The sequence below is a fragment of the Providencia sp. UF-183 genome (assembly GCF_058246155.1).
On record NZ_JBSICD010000014.1, the window covers coordinates 90597 to 109471 of the forward strand.

Genomic DNA, 18875 nt, shown 5'->3' on the forward strand with positions numbered 1-18875 from the left:
CATTTGGATTAACATGTTACTTAACCTGAACAATTTTGACTAGCTTTTAGGCGCTTTTGTGCTCTCTCTGATGATTAAATCAGAATCTAGGAGACGCGAACCCGGTGTTACGTTGTTGCCATGGATCTGTTCGAGCAATAATTGCATTGCATGATGACCAATTTCTGCGCGAGGTTGGTTCACGGTAGTTAATGCAGGCAACGTATATTTTGCTTGCTCTAGATTATCGAAGCCGACAAACGATAAATCATCCGGTAGGGTTAAGCCCATTTTTTTGGCTTGCCACATTGCGCCAATCGCCATGATATCACTTTGGCAAAAAATCGCAGTGGGTGGCTCAGGGAGTGATAACAGCGACTTCACCGCTTCAGCACCGCCTTCATGGGTAAAATCACCGCGAATAATATATTCTTCCCGCAGTTTTTCCCCTGTTCTCAGCATCGCTTTTTTGTAGCCTTCTAAACGGTATTGGCTCAGTGGCATATGCGATGGGCCTGCAATACAGGCGATCAGCTTGTGGCCTTGTTTTTGCAGGTAATGCGTCGCATTAAATGCCGCGGTTAAGTTATCGATATGCACCGTAGGCAGTTTTAATTCAGGGGCAAACTCATTCGCCATCACAATTGGTGGGAGGTTTTTTTGCTCTTCCGTCGAAATATCGAACGGGATATTAGAACCGAGCAACACCATGCCATCAATTTGTTTAGTAATAATCAGATTAATAAAGGCATTTTCTTGTTTTTCTTGGTGCTTACAGTCACCAATCAACACAAAGTAACCTTCTTGCGCGGCAATTTCTTCAATGCCACAGACCACATCACTAAAAAATGGGTCACGGATATTGGGAACGAGTACAAGAATCGTTTTTGATTCATTGCGTTTATAGCTTCTTGCTAAGTTGTGAGGATAGTAGCCAACATCCATAACCGCTTGTTCGACTTTCTGGCGGGTCTGTAGGGAGACCTTTTCAGGGTTCATTAATGTTCTGGAGACCGTCGCTGTCGAAACGCCCGCGGCACTAGCAACATCTTTCATTGTTGCCGTGTTATTGTGTTTTTTACTTTCCACAACGCCTTCCTTAGATTGATTTAATCGTTTGCTTTTTTGAATGGCGCAAGCACGTCATTATTTATGATTAGAAGTTATTCTAATTAGATTCTCAATAATATCTGTTACCTAGTTTGCATAAAAAGTGTGACACGCATCATTTTTTAGAGCTGCTTCGCAAATTTCAAAAATAATTTAAGGGATTAAAAGATAAGTGAATCTCAAGTTGGTCGAAATTCACACAAAACAGGGCGTTTTATACAAAAAAAAGATAGTTCACAATATCAACAAACTGGAAGCGGAAAAGCGAAAGATTACTTATTGGACACTAAGGGTAAAATAAAATTTACCCTTTAAATTCGGTAATGCTTTAGCCATCCGTTGGGTCGACATCCACATTCCATTTTACTTTGCGGCTTTCTGGCTGTTTGAGAATTTCAGGTAATAATTGCGCCATAAAGTGTTGTAAGTAAGGGCGTGATGGGTGCTGTAGCAGGAGCTGCCAGCGGAAACGACCACCCCGTTTTGCTTGAATCGACGGAGATGGCCCTAAAATCCACAGTTTTGCATCACTTTGTGGATGCTCAGTGATGTACTGACGGACATTTTGTAAGAATTGCCGTGAGTCTTGGTTATTGTGATCTTCAGAGCGGATCAAAATATGGTTGGTGTAAGGCGGGAGCATAGCCACATGGCGCTCTTCCATTGCTTCTTGAGTAAATGCATCATAACCACTTTCCAATAACGTCAGCAGCAAAGGGTGCTCGGGGTGGTGCGTTTGTAAAAAGACTTCCCCTTGCTTGCCTGCACGACCGGCACGTCCTGAAACCTGTACATATAGCTGAGCAAAACGCTCCGCGGCGCGAAAATCACTGGAAAACAACGCACCATCGACGTCCAGTAATGCCACTAAAGTGACATCGGGGAAATGGTGCCCTTTCGCTAACATTTGCGTGCCAATTAAAATACGCGCGCCGCCTTCATGTACTTGGTTTAAGTGCTGCTCAAGTTCCCCTTTTCGGCTGGTCGTGTCACGGTCAATACGTGTGACAGGGGTATCTGGGAACAGCTCGGATATGCCTTCTTCAAGCTGTTCTGTTCCCATCCCAACAGGCACTAAATGTGTTGAACCACATTGTGGGCATTGCCGAGGCACTGGGCGCTGGCTATCACAGTGGTGGCAGCGTAGCTGGTGGAAGTTTTGGTGCAACGTATAGTAATGGTCGCAGCGTTGGCACTCGGCAATCCAGCCGCATTCATGGCAAATCAAAGCGGGGGAATAACCACGGCGATTTAAAAACAAAATCACCTGATTATTTTGTGCTAGATGCTCTTTGATGTGCTGGATAAGCAAGTGTGAAAGACCAAATTTCAGTGGCTGGCCTTTTAAATCAATTAAATGCTGCGTTGCAGGACGAGCATTCCCCGCACGAATGGTCAGATTAAGCTGGCGGTATTTTTGCTGCTTCACATTGAGCAAGGTTTCGAGTGAAGGGGTTGCGGTACCCATCACAATGGGGATGTTATTTTTTTTCGCGCGAAAAACGGCTAAGTCCCGTGCGTGGTAACGCCAGCCATCTTGCTGTTTATATGAACTGTCGTGCTCTTCATCGATAATAATAATGCCAAGGTTGGCAAAGGGGGTAAAAAGAGCAGAACGCGTGCCAATAATGATGGCTGTTTGGCCTAACTTAGCGCGTAACCAGACGGCTAAACGCTCGCTATCATTAAGTGCTGAATGCAGCACATCCACAGGGGCGTTAAACCGTTCGCGGAAGCGGTTAATGGTTTGTGGTGTTAAACCAATTTCAGGTACCAAAACAAGCGCTTGTTTTCCTTGCGCCAGCACATTTTCGAGCACGCTCAAATAAACTTCCGTTTTCCCTGAGCCGGTGATCCCCGCCAGTAGCCAAGGTGAAAACTCATCGTCTTGAGCGCGTATTGCCCCGACAGCCGTGGCTTGTTCGCTATTTAGACGTAACCGTTCACCACAGACTTCAAAAGTTGGCTGCCATTTTTCGGCGCTTGGCTGTACAGGGTGCAACTCGATATAATCTTTCTTTTTAAGGGATTGCAGGGCGCTTTCACTGATTTCAAGCTCACTGACTTGATGACGATAAACTGCGCGGCGCTTGAGCAACGCTAACGCTTGTTGCTGTTTGGGCGATCGCTTAAATTCATTGAGATCGGCTGCGATCCCCGTTTCAGTCACTTGCCATTGCCAGATTGGCGTAAACTCAGCCGCTTTTCCTTGGCGCAGTAAAGTCGGTAAGGCATGAAAGAGCACTTCACCTATTGGGTAATGGTAATATTGAGAAGACCATAATAAGAGTTGCCACACATCATCAGGAAACAGCGTTTGCGTGTCGAGAACCAGTTCGATGGTTTTAAGCTGGTCTTCTGCAAATTCGCTTTTATCACTATGTTTGACCACGATCCCAAGGGCTTGGCGTTTACCAAATGGCACCATCACGCGGCTCCCCACGACAGGAAGCGGCATGTTATCTGGGAGTCGATAATCAAAAGTGCGGTTCAAAGGAACAGGTAAAGCCACCTGAACGACGATCATAACTGGATTTCCGTCTGTTTTTTGTTCGATGTTAAGCGCGATAGCCAACTAGAATATCACAAAATTTACGCGTTTTTCATTGCGTGGCAAATAGAATTTCTGTATGATCCGCCGCCTTTGGTACTTAATTTTACCAATACATTAAATTCAATCAACACGACGTGTGGTGTCCGGCGTTAGGGCTGGAATGGCGACACGGCCTTATTAGAGGTTCTCCCATGAAAAAAGGTATTCACCCTAAATACGAAGAAATTACTGCAACTTGTTCTTGCGGTAATGTAATGAAAATTAATTCAACTGCTGGTCACTCGCTGAACCTGGACGTTTGTGGTAACTGCCACCCGTTCTATACTGGTAAACAGCGTGATGTTGCGACTGGTGGTCGTGTTGATCGCTTCAACCAACGTTTCAGCATCCCAGGTTCTAAGAAATAATCGAACTTGTGAAATGCGAAAAAAAGGGAAACTGAGTTTCCCTTTTTTAATGCCTGAAATACGTGTTTCTTGTTTTTAACTGAAGAAATTAGAAACGGTAAAGTACGCCAAACATGAAGTCATTACTACGAACTTTTACTTTAGACTTGAGCGTATCGCCATCATCGTTATAACTAACATCAGATTTGCCTGCATCTAAGAAGCGATAGCTTAAGTCCAATGAAAGGTTATCATTAATCGCATATTGCGAACCTAAACCTAAACTCCAAGCAAAATTACTGTTGGTTTTTGATTTCGAGAATGCATCGTAATCACTGCCGCCTGAATTGGTTTCAGTATAGGTATATTGTGCTTTATGCTTAATGCTCGCTAAACCTAAGCCCACAGACACATACGGTGTGAAATTGGTTTGGTTTTTAAAATCATAATATGTATTAATCATAAAGGTATTTAATGTAATATCATTTTTAGCATCTTCACTATCTGAATAGAAAGAGCCGCTACCATTATCCCATGAGCTCGTTGCTATGTTGTGTTTAGATGAGGCTTTACCACGCAGGGTAATATCTAATTCGGTACGTAGAGGTAAAGAGGTTGCATCATACAGGTCATAACCAAGAGCAATACCCCCACCAAATACGCCTTTTGTTTTGCTGCCCCCGCCAACGCTACCATCTTCATCAGACCATTTTTGGTCAGACAGTTTAATGATTGAAGTTCCAATCTTACCGGAAACGTAAAAACCGCTGCCAGATGCCATCGCCATACTTGAAATTAAACTCAGAAGAGACACTGCAATTATTTTTTTCATTGTGAAATACCATCCTGTTAGTTCATTAGTAACTGGTATTTATTATATGTTAAAATAATTTTATAGATTAAGGTAAATTATCGATATTTGTTTAAACGGTAGAAATTCCCGAGTTGCATGAATAAATATCATGAATTCAGAATTAAAATATAAGAAAAATTGATAATTTTGATTTTTGTTTGGCAAGTTTGTGTGTCATAAAATGAAAAAGCGCAACTGAGAGGTATACGCTTTTGCGTCTTTGGTCATTTACCGCTTACGGCACGGTGCTGGTGCGTATTGCGTATCTGCTGGGAACGGGTTGGCTTCGCAATCGGGTAATTCTTCACGGACTTCAAAGAGTGCGAAACCAATAACACCAATATTCCGTTCATCGCCTTGGGCATTTTGGTTCACATAGGATTCTTCAGGGGCGGCAAAGCGGAATGCAGCAACTTGGTCTTGGCTTTTACGAAAACCTTCAATAGTCACTTCACTTCTTGGGCGAATTAAATATCCGCTATTTTGATAAGAACCCGCGCGGCCATTTAATACATCAATCCCATCGACGCTTGTTACGACCTCATAAATGCGATTTCTATCGGTATTTTTGATGGTTAATTGATACCGTTGGCCTTCTTGTGCAGGCAAAATATATTGACCTTGGTTATTACGGTACATCGGCATCTTACGGCCACGTTCATTCGTCACCTGAATTTCGATAGGGGATAACGCGATATAATTCATGGTTTGAATATTATTCGGAACGCGTTCGCCACGGTAATAGATAGCGGCAGTATCAAAAGGAGTATTGGTTAAGCGTGTGGCATTAACGGTGGTGACCGCAGAATTGACATCCTCCCCCCATTTTGTCCCAAGCTTTTTCGCTGAAGCTTGAGATTCTGCAACATCTTTATAGTCTTGGGACTCTACATATGGGCGATTCCCACACCCTGCAGTGACCATCATTACGCCGCTTAGTAGTCCTATTAAAGCCAGATTGTATTTATTCATTGCGCGACCCTTCGTGATTTTAATTATTAGCTATAGATATGGATTAATAGCCAAAAGTGTAGAGTGTGCGAGTGAATAAAGCCTGAGGGGGATTCTGAATTAAACATAATTCAGAGGAATCTAGCGAGTTTTTTGTCTAGATAGAGGCACTACGCCACGGGGATGGTGGCGTAGTACGGATTTTGGAATGCGTAAGTCTCGTCGTAAGAATTAATATTCCCACGTTTCTGGGTCGATACCCAATTCGCGCATAATTTCTTTTGCGGCTTCAGGGATCTCGTCATTGCGCTCTTTACGCAGATCTTCATCATTTGGCAGTGGTTGGCCGGTGAATGCATGTAAAAATGCTTCACACAGTAATTCACTGTTAGTGGCATGACGTAAGTTGTTAATCTGACGACGAGTACGTTCGTCAGTTAAAATTTTGAGTACCTTCAACGGAATAGATACTGTAATTTTTTTTACTTGCTCACTCTTTTTGCCATGTTCAGCATACGGACTGACATATTCACCATTCCATTCAGCCATGAGATACCTTGGATATTTTCAGTAATAATAAAAAATAATATGCATATTCTTTTTCATAGAAACTTATTCTAAGCTCTAAATCGAAAAAAACGGCATATATGTTAGGCGCGACTTAACGTAGTTTATCACAAAATGTTATGTAAAATTAACGAGCTAAGTCCACTTATGCGATTGACTATCAATTTACACATAATTATTAGGGCTGATTATTCCATTACTTGATATAAACGTAAAGAGGTTTAGACGTCTAGATATGTTGACGTCTAAACATCCGATGGGTATGATTTGATCTATCACTGTTCAGGAGAAGCGTTTATGACTTACAAGCCGTCAACCATCGCAATTCATAATGGATTAAATGAAGACCAACAATTTGGTTGCGTAGTGCCTCCCATTTATTTATCTAGCACTTATAATTTTACTGACTTTAATGAGCCCCGCGCCCATGATTATTCACGCCGTGGTAACCCCGGTCGTGATATTGTGCAAAAAACATTGGCGCAACTGGAAGGCGGCAGCGGTGCGGTGATGACAAACAGCGGTATGTCGGCGCTTCACCTGATTTGCACTGTGTTTTTACGTCCGGGGGATTTATTAGTCGCCCCTCATGATTGTTACGGTGGTAGTTATCGTTTATTTAACAGCCAACATGAGCGCGGGGCATACCAAGTTCAATTTGTTGATCAAAGTGATGAGGTGGCGTTAAAAGCGGCGCTGGCGAAAAAACCAAAATTAGTCCTCATCGAAACGCCAAGTAACCCGTTATTAAGAATTTTTGATATCCAGCAAATTGCTCAATTAGCCCACGAAGCGGGGGCATTAGTAGTGGTGGACAATACGTTTTTGAGTCCAGTACTTCAGCAGCCTATTTCACTCGGTGCCGATTTTGTGGTGCATTCGTGTACAAAATACCTTAATGGTCACTCAGATATTGTGGCAGGGGTAGTGGTTGCAAAAGAGGAGAAATGGGCAATAGAATTAGCCTGGTGGGCCAATAATATTGGTGTAACAGGTGGGGCGTTTGATAGCTATTTATTATTAAGGGGTATTCGAACCTTGTCTCCGCGTATTTTACAGCAACAACAAAATGCGCATGAAATCGTAAAATATCTTAAAGCTCAGCCTTTGGTCAAAAAATTGTATTATCCTGCATTGAAAGATCATCCGGGCCATGAAATTGCACTCAAACAACAAAAAGGGTTTGGGGCGATGCTAAGTTTTGAATTTGCAGGTGATGAGGCTCAACTACGCCATTTCTTGCGTGCACTAAAGCTGTTTACATTAGCCGAATCATTGGGTGGGGTCGAAACCTTGATTTCACATACAGCAACAATGACCCATGCAGGGATGTCAGCACAGGCGCGTTTCGAGGCTGGCATTACAGACAGTTTATTGCGTATTTCAGTCGGGATTGAAGATGCGCAGGATTTAATTGCAGATTTAGACCAAGCATTTAAGGTTGCGGCACAACGTTAGCGGAGTTTTTGATGAGTGTACTAACAGCGGTTGAGGTGGCACCTTGTCACCGTCAGTTACATAAGTTTGGGGGAAGTAGTCTCGCGGATGCAAAGTGTTACCAGCGAGTTGCGACTATTATGGCAAATTATAGCCAACCCGGTGATTTAATGGTGGTTTCCGCAGCTGGCAGTACAACTAATCAATTGATTAATTGGCTAAAGCTGAGCCAAAGTGATCGCATATCAGCCCATCAGGCACAGCAGTCTTTACGTCGTTACCAACTGGATTTAATCGAAAGTCTTCTTCCTGAAAAACAAGCGGCGGTATTGAGCCAATTATTTATTGAAGATTTAGAGCGTTTAAGCGCATTGCTTGACCAACCGATTAACGATGCAACGTATGCCGAAGTTGTTGGGCATGGTGAAATTTGGTCAGCGCGTTTGATGTCAGAAGTGTTAGCACAAACAGCGATGCCAAGTGCATGGTTGGATGCACGTTTATTTCTACGTGCAGAGCGTGCCGCGCAGCCACAAGTTGATGAAATACAGTCTCGTTATTTGCTACAGCAACAGTTAACGCAATTGCCTAATCGCCGTATTGTTGTGACTGGGTTTATTTCACGTAATCAACAGGGTGAAACTGTTCTTTTGGGGCGTAATGGGAGTGACTATTCCGCGACTCAAGTGGGTGCACTGGCTGATGTGGCGAAAGTAACCATTTGGAGTGACGTTGCTGGGGTGTACAGTGCGGATCCCCGTAAAGTGAAAGATGCGTGTTTGCTGCCTTTATTACGTCTTGATGAAGCAAGTGAATTAGCGCGACTTGCAGCCCCTGTTCTGCATACGCGCACGTTACAGCCTGTATCGGTGAGTAATATCGATTTGCAACTCAGATGCAGTTACCAGCCAGAACAAGGTTCCACAAAAATTGAGCGTGTTTTGGCGTCTGGTGCAGGGGCAAAAATTGTCACCAGTCATGATGATGTGTGCTTAATTGAGTTACGTATTGCGGCCAGTCGTGATTTCAAACAAATCTGCAAAGATGTGGATTTATTGCTCAAACGTGTTCAGTTACGCCCACTTGCGCGGGGAATTCATGATGACCGTGCGCTAATTCAGCTTTGTTATACCTCTGAAATTGTTGAAAGTGCGCTAAATGTGCTTGAAGAAGCGGCTTTACCGGGGTCGTTATCCTTACGGGAAGGCTTTTCTTTAGTCGCTTTAGTTGGTGCGGGTGTGTGTAAAAAGCCGCTACATAGCCACCGTTTCTATGAAGAGCTTAAAGGCCAACCGGTCGAATTTATTTGGCACTCTGAAGATGCCATTAGCCTAGTTGCCGTGCTGCGCACTAACCAAACTGAGCACCTGATCCAAGGCATGCACCAAAGCTTATTCCGCGCCGAAAAACGCATTGGCTTAGTGTTGTTTGGTAAAGGGAATATTGGGGCGCGTTGGTTAGAACTTTTTGCGGCAGAACAACACAATATCTCCGCTCGCAGTGACTTTGATTTTGTGTTGGCAGGCGTGGTGGATAGTCGCCGTAGTTTATTGAATTATCAAGGTATCGACCCAAGTCGTGCATTAGCGTTTTTTGATGATGAAGCCGTCGAACATGAAGATGATAACTTATTCCTTTGGATGCGTTCCCATCCTTATGATGACCTCGTGGTTCTCGATGTTACTGCCAGTGAAGCATTGGCGGAGAGCTATGTGGATTTCGCGAGTTATGGTTTCCATGTGATCAGCGCCAACAAAATCGCTGGGGCGGCACAAACAGAGCAATATCGCCAAATTCGTGATGCCTTCTCAAAAACAGGCCGTCACTGGTTGTATAACGCAACGGTGGGGGCAGGGTTACCCATCAACTATACTGTGCGCGATTTAAAAGAAAGTGGTGATGGGATCTTAGCCATTAGCGGTATTTTCTCAGGCACATTGTCTTGGCTATTTTTGCAATTTGATGGCTCAGTACCCTTTAGCGAACTTGTCGAGCAGGCATGGCAACAGGGCTTAACGGAGCCTGACCCACGCATTGACCTTTCAGGGCAAGACGTGATGCGCAAGCTGATTATTCTAGCGCGTGAGGCCGGTTATGATATCGAACCCGATGAAGTGCGTGTTGAATCACTTGTGCCGAAACAAGCACAGACAGGCTCTTTAGATGAGTTTTTCGAAAATAGTGCAATCATCAATGAGCAAATGCAGCAACGCTTAGAAGCGGCGCAAGAGCTCGGGTTAGTGCTGCGTTATGTTGCGCGGTTTGATGCGGTGAAAGGGAAAGCGAAAGTGGGCGTGGAAGCGGTAAAACCCGACCACCCACTGGCCTCATTATTACCGGGGGATAACGTTTTTGCTATCGAAAGTCGCTGGTACCGTGATAACCCATTAGTGATCCGTGGCCCAGGAGCGGGGCGCGATGTCACCGCTGGGGCAATTCAGTCAGATTTAAACCGACTTTCCCAATTGTTGTAGTGATTTTTTGCGTGTATTGGTGCTCTTATTTTTATACAGAGCGCCAATACATCATGAAATTTTTTAATTCTCGCCCTTTTTTCCCTCTTTTTATTCTGATGATTTAATTCTTCAACATTATTCATGTCTTAAAAGTGCTGAATCGACGATATATTGCGCTGAAACAATACTTAAATAAGAAAAATTAATAAAAATAAGGCTGTAATTAAATTTCAGAAAAATCCCCCAAAGCCATTTTTTTCTGATATGAATATACACTCAAGGGTAAATTTAGCGGGCTGCATCACAAAACGACAACTCTAACGCAGCCGACTGAAATTTTGTTACAGGAAACAGGTCGCAGTCTGTTAACCGTGCTTAGTGCGGGGATGCATTCTGCCAGAAGCACAAGGTCAGGAGTCTCATGAATCAGCAATATTCCGCAATGCGCAGTAATGTCAGTATGCTGGGTAAGCTACTCGGCGATACCATCAAGGAAGCACTAGGCGAGGACATACTTGATAAAGTTGAATCCATTCGTAAGCTTTCCAAATCCTCCCGTGCAGGTAATGAAGTTCAGCGCCAAAAGTTGCTGATGACATTGCAAAACCTCTCGAATGATGAATTGCTTCCCGTTGCAAGGGCATTTAACCAATTTTTAAACCTGACTAACGTGGCTGAGCAATACCACAGTATTTCTCCACACGGTGAAGCTGCAAGCAACCCAGTGGCATTGAAAAAATTATTCAGCCGCTTAAAAGACAAAAGCTTTACCGATAACGATATTCAAAAAGCGGTGGAGCAGCTATCCATTGAGCTAGTGTTAACCGCGCACCCCACTGAAATTGCGCGCCGTACACTGATCCACAAACTGGTTGAGGTAAATAATTGTTTATCGCAACTCGACCACGACGATATTGCTGATTACGAACGCAATAACATCATGCGTCGTCTACGCCAATTAGTGGCTCAATCATGGCATACGGATGAAATCCGTAAAATTCGCCCAACGCCAATTGATGAAGCAAAATGGGGCTTTGCGGTTGTTGAAAACTCGTTGTGGGAAGGTGTCCCTGCATTTTTGCGTGAGTTTAATGAGCAACTGGAAGAGTCTATCGGGGCTGTTCTCCCTGTCGAAGCCAACCCAATCCGCTTTACATCATGGATGGGCGGCGACCGCGACGGTAACCCAAATGTGACAGCTGATGTCACTCGTCACGTGTTGCTATTAAGCCGTTGGAAAGCTGCCGATTTATTCCTGAAAGATATTCAGGTGCTGGTGTCTGAGCTGTCCATGACAGAGGCTACACCTGAACTGCGTGCTTTAGCCGGTGGGGATGATGTCGACGAGCCATATCGCCAAATAGCGAAAAACCTGCGTAGCCAATTATTCTCTACTTTAGAATATTTAGAGCGCCGCGTGAAAGGCGAACAAGTTCTGCCACCCGCAGATCTGTTAACGGATAACGCCCAGTTATGGGACCCACTATACGCTTGTTATCAATCATTAATTGCCTGCAATATGAAAATTATTGCCAATGGCCAGTTGCTGGATACCTTACGCCGCATTCGCAGCTTTGGTTTACAACTGGTACGCATTGATGTGCGCCAAGAGAGTACGCGTCATACGGATGCAATTGCAGAACTCACTCAATATTTAGGGTTGGGTGACTATGCACAGTGGTCTGAAGAGGAAAAACAACAATTCCTGTTAACGGAATTGCAGTCCCGTCGCCCATTGATCCCACAAGATTGGCAGCCAAGCGCAGAAACTCAAGAAGTGTTTGAAACCTGCCGTGTGATCGCAAAAGCGAAAAATGACTCTATCGCAGCGTACGTCATTTCAATGGCAAAAGTGCCTTCAGATGTTTTAGCGGTAAAATTATTGCTCAAAGAAGCAGGCGCCTCCATTCGCCTGCCTGTTGCACCGTTATTTGAAACCCTTGAGGACTTAAATAACGCCGAAAGCGTCATGACAAAACTGTTAAGCATTGACTGGTATCGTGAGCTTATCGACGACCGTCAAATGGTGATGATTGGCTATTCAGACTCTGCGAAAGATGCGGGTGTGATGGCAGCATCATGGGCACAATACCGTGCGCAAGATGCATTAATCAAACTGTGTGAAAAAGAGGGCGTGACGCTGACATTATTCCACGGCCGTGGCGGTACCATCGGTCGTGGCGGTGCGCCAGCACATTCTGCGTTACTGTCCCAACCACCGGGAAGCTTAAAAGGTGGTTTACGTGTGACTGAGCAAGGGGAAATGATCCGCTTTAAGTTCGGTCTACCACAAGTCACTATTAGCAGCCTTGCGCTGTATGCAAGTGCGATTTTAGAAGCGAATTTATTACCACCACCAGAGCCAAAAAATGAGTGGAAATCTGTTATGGATTCGCTGTCTGATGTGTCTTGCGCGATGTACCGTGATTATGTGCGTGAGCAACCGGACTTTGTCCCGTATTTCCGTGCGGCAACACCAGAGCAAGAGCTTGCTAAATTACCATTAGGTTCACGCCCTGCTAAACGTCGCCCAACGGGTGGTGTGGAAACCTTGCGTGCAATCCCATGGATTTTTGCATGGACACAAAACCGCTTAATGCTGCCAGCATGGTTAGGCGCTGGAGCTGCACTGAAACATGTTATTGAGCAAGAAGGCAAACAATCTGTGCTCGATGAAATGTGGCAGCAGTGGCCGTTCTTTAATACGCGCATTGCGATGTTAGAGATGGTGTATGCCAAGGCTGACCTGTGGCTGGCGGAATATTATGATCACCGTTTAGTAGAAGAGCGTTTATGGCCATTGGGTCAAAAACTGCGTGACCAGTTATCGGATGATATTAAAAGCGTGCTGGCGGTGTCGAAAGATGAAGCGTTAATGGCAGATTTGCCATGGATTGCAGAATCTATCGCTCTGCGTAACGTATATACCGACCCACTTAACGTGTTGCAGGCTGAATTACTGCACCGTTCTCGCCAACAGGAGCACCCAGATCCGCGTGTTGAACAAGCCCTGATGGTGACCATTGCGGGTGTGGCGGCAGGGATGCGTAATACGGGTTAGTTTCTTATTGAATTATAAGCAGTAACATGGTTTTATCAGGCCTAAGTAAACCACCCGAAAGCGGGTGGGTCAGACTGCTGACAAACCGATTAGGTTTGGCTGCAGGTTGGATAGGTTTTGAAAATAGACGAGGAAAATCAATTCTTTGATTTTCAGCTGATAACACAAAGCAGGAAAAACCACGCTTTTATCCTGCTTTGTCAACAACCTCACCACCCGCAAGCGGGTGGTTTTTTATATCAGCCTATTATTTCGGATTGTTCTCTTGGCTATCATGATGAATTAAATGATAGGTAGAACGAGCTCTAGGGTGGATAAAAAAGTGATTTTTTGGGGCGTTATGCGCCTTAATATGCACCAGTGAGACAGGGATGGTTTTACCTTGTTTACTGTGGAATGCGTAAATAACAAATGGCAACAAGAAAATAATCACAAAGCTCACTGCAAGTAGCGTGACATACGTATTATCACTTGTTCCACTCGGTAGCGAACTTGGCGGGAAGAATGAAACGACGAATGCCAAGATGGAAATAATTAAGCCAACGACAGCCACGAGGACTTTAAAGCTTTTTCCACCCGGAATATTGAATGCACGTTTTTTCTCAGGTTGTTTACACACTAAATGGATATAACCTAAGAACAGCATAAAATAGCTACATAAGTAGATAACAACGGTCAAGGCCAAGGCAATTAAGAAGGACATATTACCGCCGCCACCTGTGTTAGTGAGTACAACGATGGCAATCGTGGTAATAAGTAATTGAGAAATCACTAAGGTGACAGGTACCCCATTTTTATTCACTTTTGCAAAACTTTGCGGCAGGATGCCTTTTTGAGCAGCCACATACATCCCTCTTGAAGGTCCAACAATCCATGACGCGATTTCAGCTAATACTCCAAGCAACAGCAATGCTGCGATGATCCGTACTGCCCACTCAAGTGTTGAGTTAAAGTGAGTCACCAGAACGTTAAAGGTTTGTACAACGCCTGCGGAGAGGTTGATCTCACTATTTGGGATCACCGCTGCGACAGATAAGCCCCCTATCGAACTTAAACAAATGGCGGCAATCATCAGTAGAAACATCGCTGCGGGATAGTCTCTACCCGGGTTTTTCATTTCATTAACGTGGGTTGCTGACGCCTCTACACCCATATAACTTAAGATAAAGGCGACAAAAACAACCAATGTCCCTATTTTAGTAAAATCAGGGAAAAAAGTAGAGGTACTGATTTCAATCGCAAGCGGTGCTCCACTGGCTAAATAGCTAACAGCTAAAAACACTAAAATGAGTGCAGGGAGTAAAATACCGGCGAAAAAACCGACTTTTGCAATCGTGGCAGTATATTTTGTCCCACCGAATTGTGTGAAGGCCAAAACCCATAGAATAACCAGTGCACCTATTGTTTTAGTCACAGGATCGGTGTTGAGTTCAGGCCAATTAAGAATGTATGACAGTGCCCCTAACACAAAATACAGCATGGGAATAAAGCCGATTGCAATTTGCAGGTAGCCAAAGGAAATAGCCGCAAATCCCCAGCGTTCCCCGAGGGTGTTTGAAACCCAAGCAAAAACACCACCTTCCTCCCAACCTTCAACTGTCGCCATCTCAGCCGCACAAAGTGCGACAGGAATAAACCACAGCAATCCACCCAATAATAAGAAAAATACCAAACTAAAACCCGAGGTTGCGAATGTCGGGTATTCGTAGACTGCCATTACCATAGAAGCAGTAATTGCAAAGAAGCCTAACAATGTCAGCTGTTTTGCGGCTGGAGCTGTCGTTGTTGTTGCCATACGAGTTCTCCTTAAATCCAGATATAATCTGCCTGTTTAGCGCAGATCCGAATAGAAGCCAAAGAACCTGAAGTTCTTTGGCTTAATAGACAAAAAATACATTAACTGTGGTTGAAGCCGCCGCCTTCTTCTTCAGTGAGTGGTTTATTGACAGGGTGTTTATCAAAATAATCGAGGGTTCGTTTAAAGTCATCGATAAGCAGTGCGGCTAAGTCTAGGCTCACACCATGACGTACTAAAATACGTTGAACGACTAAGTCTTCACGATTTGCAGGCATTGAATAGGCGGGAACTTGCCAACCACGGCTACGTAGTTTATCGGCAATGTCGTATAAGGAATAGTTGCTGGTGGCTGCACCTTTTTTGAGCTTCCAAGCAAGTGCAGGGATCCCTTGTTGGCTGTCACCATCAAAAATCATTTCAAATGGCCCTAATTTCTCTATTTCACGTGCGAGGAATTGTGCGGTTGCATAACAGGCATTATGAATTTTTGCGTAACCTTCGCGACCCAGCCTGAGGAAATTATAGTATTGCGCAATAATTTGCCCGCCAGGGCGAGAGAAGTTAAGTGCGAAGGTTGGCATGTTGCCACCTAAGTAGTTCACGTTAAAAATCAATTCTTCAGGTAAGTCTTTTGCTTCACGCCAGATTACCCAGCCAGCACCAAGTGGTGCTAAGCCAAATTTATGGCCTGAAGAGTTAATGGATTTTACGCGAGGTAAACGAAAATCCCATTCTAAATCTGGCGCACAAAATGGCGCTAAGAAACCACCACTTGCACCGTCAACGTGAATAGGAATATCAAGCCCCGTTTCTTTTTGCAGTTTATCGAGTGCATCATGAACGGCTTTTACTGGCTCATATTGGCAGGTAAATGTGACTCCTAAAGTTGGCACAACCCCAATGGTATTTTCATCAACCCGTTTTAAGACCTCTTCAGGGCTCATAATGAGACGCTCGCCTTCCAATGGTATCTCTCGGAGCTCCACATCGAAGTAGCGAGCAAATTTATGCCAACATACTTGAACGGGTCCGCAAATCATATTTGGTTTATCGGTTGGTTTACCTTGCGCAGCACGCTTCTTACGCCATTGCCATTTTAGTGCCAAGCCACCCAACATTGCGGCCTCTGAAGAACCAATCGTTGAGCACCCAAGGGTATTTTCTACATCAGGTGAATGCCAAAGGTCGGCCAACATGCGTACACAACGGTTTTCTATTTCGGCTGTTTGAGGGTATTCGTCTTTATCTATCATGTTTTTATCAATAGATAAGTCCATAAGATCTCGAATCTCATCATCCACCCATGTTTGACAAAACGTGGCGAGGTTTTGACGCGAATTACCGTCTAACATTAATTCATCACGCACTGCGCTAAATACATTACGCGGGTCTTGTTCTTTTAATGGGAATTTATTCTTCGGTAAAGATTTGGATAATTCGAGTGATGCATAAATATCATCTATCCCACTATGTTTTGAATTTGAAACGTTATTACTCATATCTAAAACCCCTCAATAACTATGTGGTGATTATTTCATGTTGGTTTTTGAGCTCAATATTAAATATACGCCAATTTTCGGTTATACCCAAAGATATAAATTTAAAAAATAAAATAAATTTGAATCCTCACTTGAGGGGTAATTAGGTATCGATATGTTTAATATAAGTTTTTAACTAATGTGAAAATTATTAAATATCATTTTCTTTACTTCGTTAATAGGCACTTTGTGAAATTTAATGCTGTCATGTTTAATGAATTAAGCTTTGTTATCCATTTTTTTACCTATTTTGTGATTTTTGTTTTATTTGTGTTGGTGCTGTGGCTCTGAGAGATTATCCGCTATAGTTTATGTATATATAAAATTTCATTCATGTTAAATGTTGTAATGATATTTAAATGATGGTTTTCATGATATTAAAAGTTATTTAAATTTATTTAAAATGATAACTATCAAATATGAGGTATCTAAATGAAATGTCATTTTTTGATTATTATTGGAATATTTCATTATTATTATTTTTATTCAATGTGATGGGATTTAACGCTTATCGTTGTATGGTTTATTCTCTATTTTGAAAAATGTAGGCTGTGTATAATCTGATAATGATTGTTTATAACACAATGTTCTTATAACTATCAAAAATAGATTGTTTATTAAGGGGGGGGATGTTAACAAGTGATGCCCACTATCATGCTTTTGCTTGTACTTCATTGGCAATCACTGATCAACACAAACATGTTTATCATGGAAGGACATTAGAGTTTTCATCAGATGAGCCTGAATCAATTTTGGCTTGTTACCCCAAATCACATGTCTTTCAGAGAAAAGCACCGGATGGGGTGTGGGCTTTGTCACAATATGCAATGGCAGAGTTAAAAAAACAATCCCTAAAAATGTATCAGTGGATCCGTTATTGGGAGAGGATGACATCTTCAAACTGTATTTAACGGAGCTCTCTGTCTGGACGGTACTGACCGATCTTCAAAGGGGAATATTGTTATTTCGGGGTTATAACAACCTTAACTATCAAAAGTTCACGTTAGAGCAGTTTGTCAATGAAAAAGAGCCTGTATTCATTCAGGTAAATATCCCAGACTCAGTTCTGGTTTAACGCTTTCATTATTTAAAGGTAATTCGGTGATAAAACAGCAGTTATATGTTTTATCACCGTGAATTGATTAAGGCCTAACCCCTAAAGTATGGCAGATGGCATAGGTGAGCTCAGAACGGTTCAGTGTGTAAAAATGAAAATCTTTCACACCTTCGCGGCTGAGGATCTTCACCATGTCCATGGCGATGGATGCCCCAACAAGGTTACGGCTTTCTGGGTCATCATCTAACCCTTCATACATTTTACTCATCCAAGCTGGAATGCGTACATTAGTCAGTTTGGCAAAACGCTCTAGTTGACGGAAGTTGGAAACGGGTAAAATACCCGGCACAATTTCCACATCGATACCTGTGGCCACACAGCGGTCACGAAAGCGCAAATAGCTTTCGACATCAAAGAAAAATTGGGTAATCGCACGGTTAGCGCCTGCTTCAATTTTCTTTCTCAGGTTGATTAAGTCAGCTTGCGCGCTTTTGGCTTCAGGGTGAACCTCAGGGTAAGCCGCCACAGAAATATCAAAATCGGCTTCACTTTTTAATAATTCAACCAAATCTGTCGCATACATATCGGGCTTATGGCTGCTATCAGGGAAATCACCCCGTAAGGCAACAATATGGCGAATACCATTATTCCAATAATCACGAGCGATAGATTTTAATTCATCTTTGCTGGCATCAATGCAGGTTAAGTGTGGCGCAGCCACTAATCCCGTTTTGTCTTTGATATCTTTAATGATGCTATGGGTTCTGTCCCGTTCGCCTGAGTTAGCACCATAGGTGACAGAGACAAATTTCGGTTTCAGGTTTTTGAGCCGATCGATGGATTTCCAAAGCGTCTGCTCCATCTCTTCACTGCGAGGTGGGAAAAATTCAAATGAAACATTAATTTGTCCATCTAATTCAGCTAAATTTTGATTTAGCGCTTCGCGCTGATTTGCGTGAAAAAAACTCATACCCTGTAACCTCGCAATTTTGCAGACTAACTATTATCTTTGTTAATTATTATATCCATGTATGCATCTATACGTTTAGACGTCTAAATAGAAATTACCAGATCGGTATCAATAGTCAATACTTAAATTAAATTATCGCGCTGATGTTTTTTCAGTCA

At 43.2% G+C, this 18875-nt stretch carries 13 protein-coding genes; 5 read left to right on the forward strand and 8 right to left on the reverse strand.

Annotation, left to right across the window (positions count from 1 at the left end):
* Window positions 1-39: 39 nt before the first annotated feature.
* Both cytR and priA read right to left on the reverse strand, forming a co-directional pair.
* A complete protein-coding gene (gene cytR, locus AC4IFT_RS14075; protein WP_219245034.1) occupies window positions 40-1068 on the reverse strand; it encodes a DNA-binding transcriptional regulator CytR in 1029 nt (342 codons plus the stop codon).
* Between the two features lie 349 nt (window positions 1069-1417).
* Complete coding sequence (priA, locus tag AC4IFT_RS14080; RefSeq protein ID WP_490751633.1) at window positions 1418-3616, reverse strand: primosomal protein N'; 2199 nt, start codon at window positions 3614-3616, stop codon at window positions 1418-1420.
* A 218-nt stretch (window positions 3617-3834) separates the two neighbouring features.
* Between priA and rpmE the strand changes: the two genes are divergently transcribed.
* Window positions 3835-4050 (forward strand): 50S ribosomal protein L31, encoded by a 216-nt coding sequence (gene rpmE / locus AC4IFT_RS14085; protein ID WP_430263186.1) that lies wholly within the window; start codon window positions 3835-3837, stop codon window positions 4048-4050.
* A gap of 88 nt (window positions 4051-4138) precedes the next feature.
* Here the strand turns inward: rpmE and AC4IFT_RS14090 are convergent, their stop codons facing one another.
* From AC4IFT_RS14090 to metJ, 3 genes are all read right to left on the reverse strand, one after another.
* The gene (locus tag AC4IFT_RS14090) at window positions 4139-4861 is read right to left on the reverse strand and encodes an outer membrane protein (RefSeq protein WP_490751634.1); all 723 of its coding nucleotides are present in this window, start codon (window positions 4859-4861) and stop codon (window positions 4139-4141) included.
* Between the two features lie 249 nt (window positions 4862-5110).
* The gene (locus AC4IFT_RS14095) at window positions 5111-5854 is read right to left on the reverse strand and encodes a hypothetical protein (RefSeq protein WP_490736261.1); all 744 of its coding nucleotides are present in this window, start codon (window positions 5852-5854) and stop codon (window positions 5111-5113) included.
* A gap of 210 nt (window positions 5855-6064) precedes the next feature.
* Entirely contained in the window at window positions 6065-6382 is a 318-nt protein-coding gene (gene metJ, locus AC4IFT_RS14100; protein ID WP_004265315.1) for a met regulon transcriptional regulator MetJ, read from the reverse strand.
* Between the two features lie 315 nt (window positions 6383-6697).
* Between metJ and metB the strand changes: the two genes are divergently transcribed.
* The 3 genes from metB to ppc all read left to right on the forward strand — a co-directional run bounded on the left by metB (window position 6698) and on the right by ppc (window position 13354).
* Complete coding sequence (metB, locus tag AC4IFT_RS14105) at window positions 6698-7858, forward strand: cystathionine gamma-synthase (RefSeq protein ID WP_490736263.1); 1161 nt, start codon at window positions 6698-6700, stop codon at window positions 7856-7858.
* An 11-nt stretch (window positions 7859-7869) separates the two neighbouring features.
* On the forward strand, window positions 7870-10311 hold the full coding sequence (locus tag AC4IFT_RS14110) for a bifunctional aspartate kinase/homoserine dehydrogenase II (protein ID WP_490736265.1): 2442 nt from the start codon (window positions 7870-7872) through the stop codon (window positions 10309-10311).
* Window positions 10312-10714: 403 nt separating this feature from the next.
* Complete coding sequence (gene ppc / locus AC4IFT_RS14115; RefSeq protein ID WP_490751635.1) at window positions 10715-13354, forward strand: phosphoenolpyruvate carboxylase; 2640 nt, start codon at window positions 10715-10717, stop codon at window positions 13352-13354.
* A gap of 247 nt (window positions 13355-13601) precedes the next feature.
* On the opposite strand, the gene gadC is transcribed toward ppc, so the two are convergent.
* On the reverse strand, window positions 13602-15149 hold the full coding sequence (gene gadC, locus AC4IFT_RS14120) for a glutamate/gamma-aminobutyrate antiporter (protein WP_490751636.1): 1548 nt from the start codon (window positions 15147-15149) through the stop codon (window positions 13602-13604).
* Between the two features lie 101 nt (window positions 15150-15250).
* Window positions 15251-16651, reverse strand: coding sequence for a glutamate decarboxylase (gene gad / locus AC4IFT_RS14125; protein WP_490751637.1), 1401 nt, complete (start codon window positions 16649-16651; stop codon window positions 15251-15253).
* Between the two features lie 668 nt (window positions 16652-17319).
* Here gad and AC4IFT_RS14130 point away from each other — a divergent pair.
* Complete coding sequence (locus AC4IFT_RS14130; protein ID WP_490736273.1) at window positions 17320-17601, forward strand: hypothetical protein; 282 nt, start codon at window positions 17320-17322, stop codon at window positions 17599-17601.
* Between the two features lie 231 nt (window positions 17602-17832).
* Here the strand turns inward: AC4IFT_RS14130 and metF are convergent, their stop codons facing one another.
* Window positions 17833-18717, reverse strand: coding sequence for a methylenetetrahydrofolate reductase (metF, locus tag AC4IFT_RS14135; RefSeq protein ID WP_490736275.1), 885 nt, complete (start codon window positions 18715-18717; stop codon window positions 17833-17835).
* Between the last annotated feature and the right edge of the window lie 158 nt (window positions 18718-18875).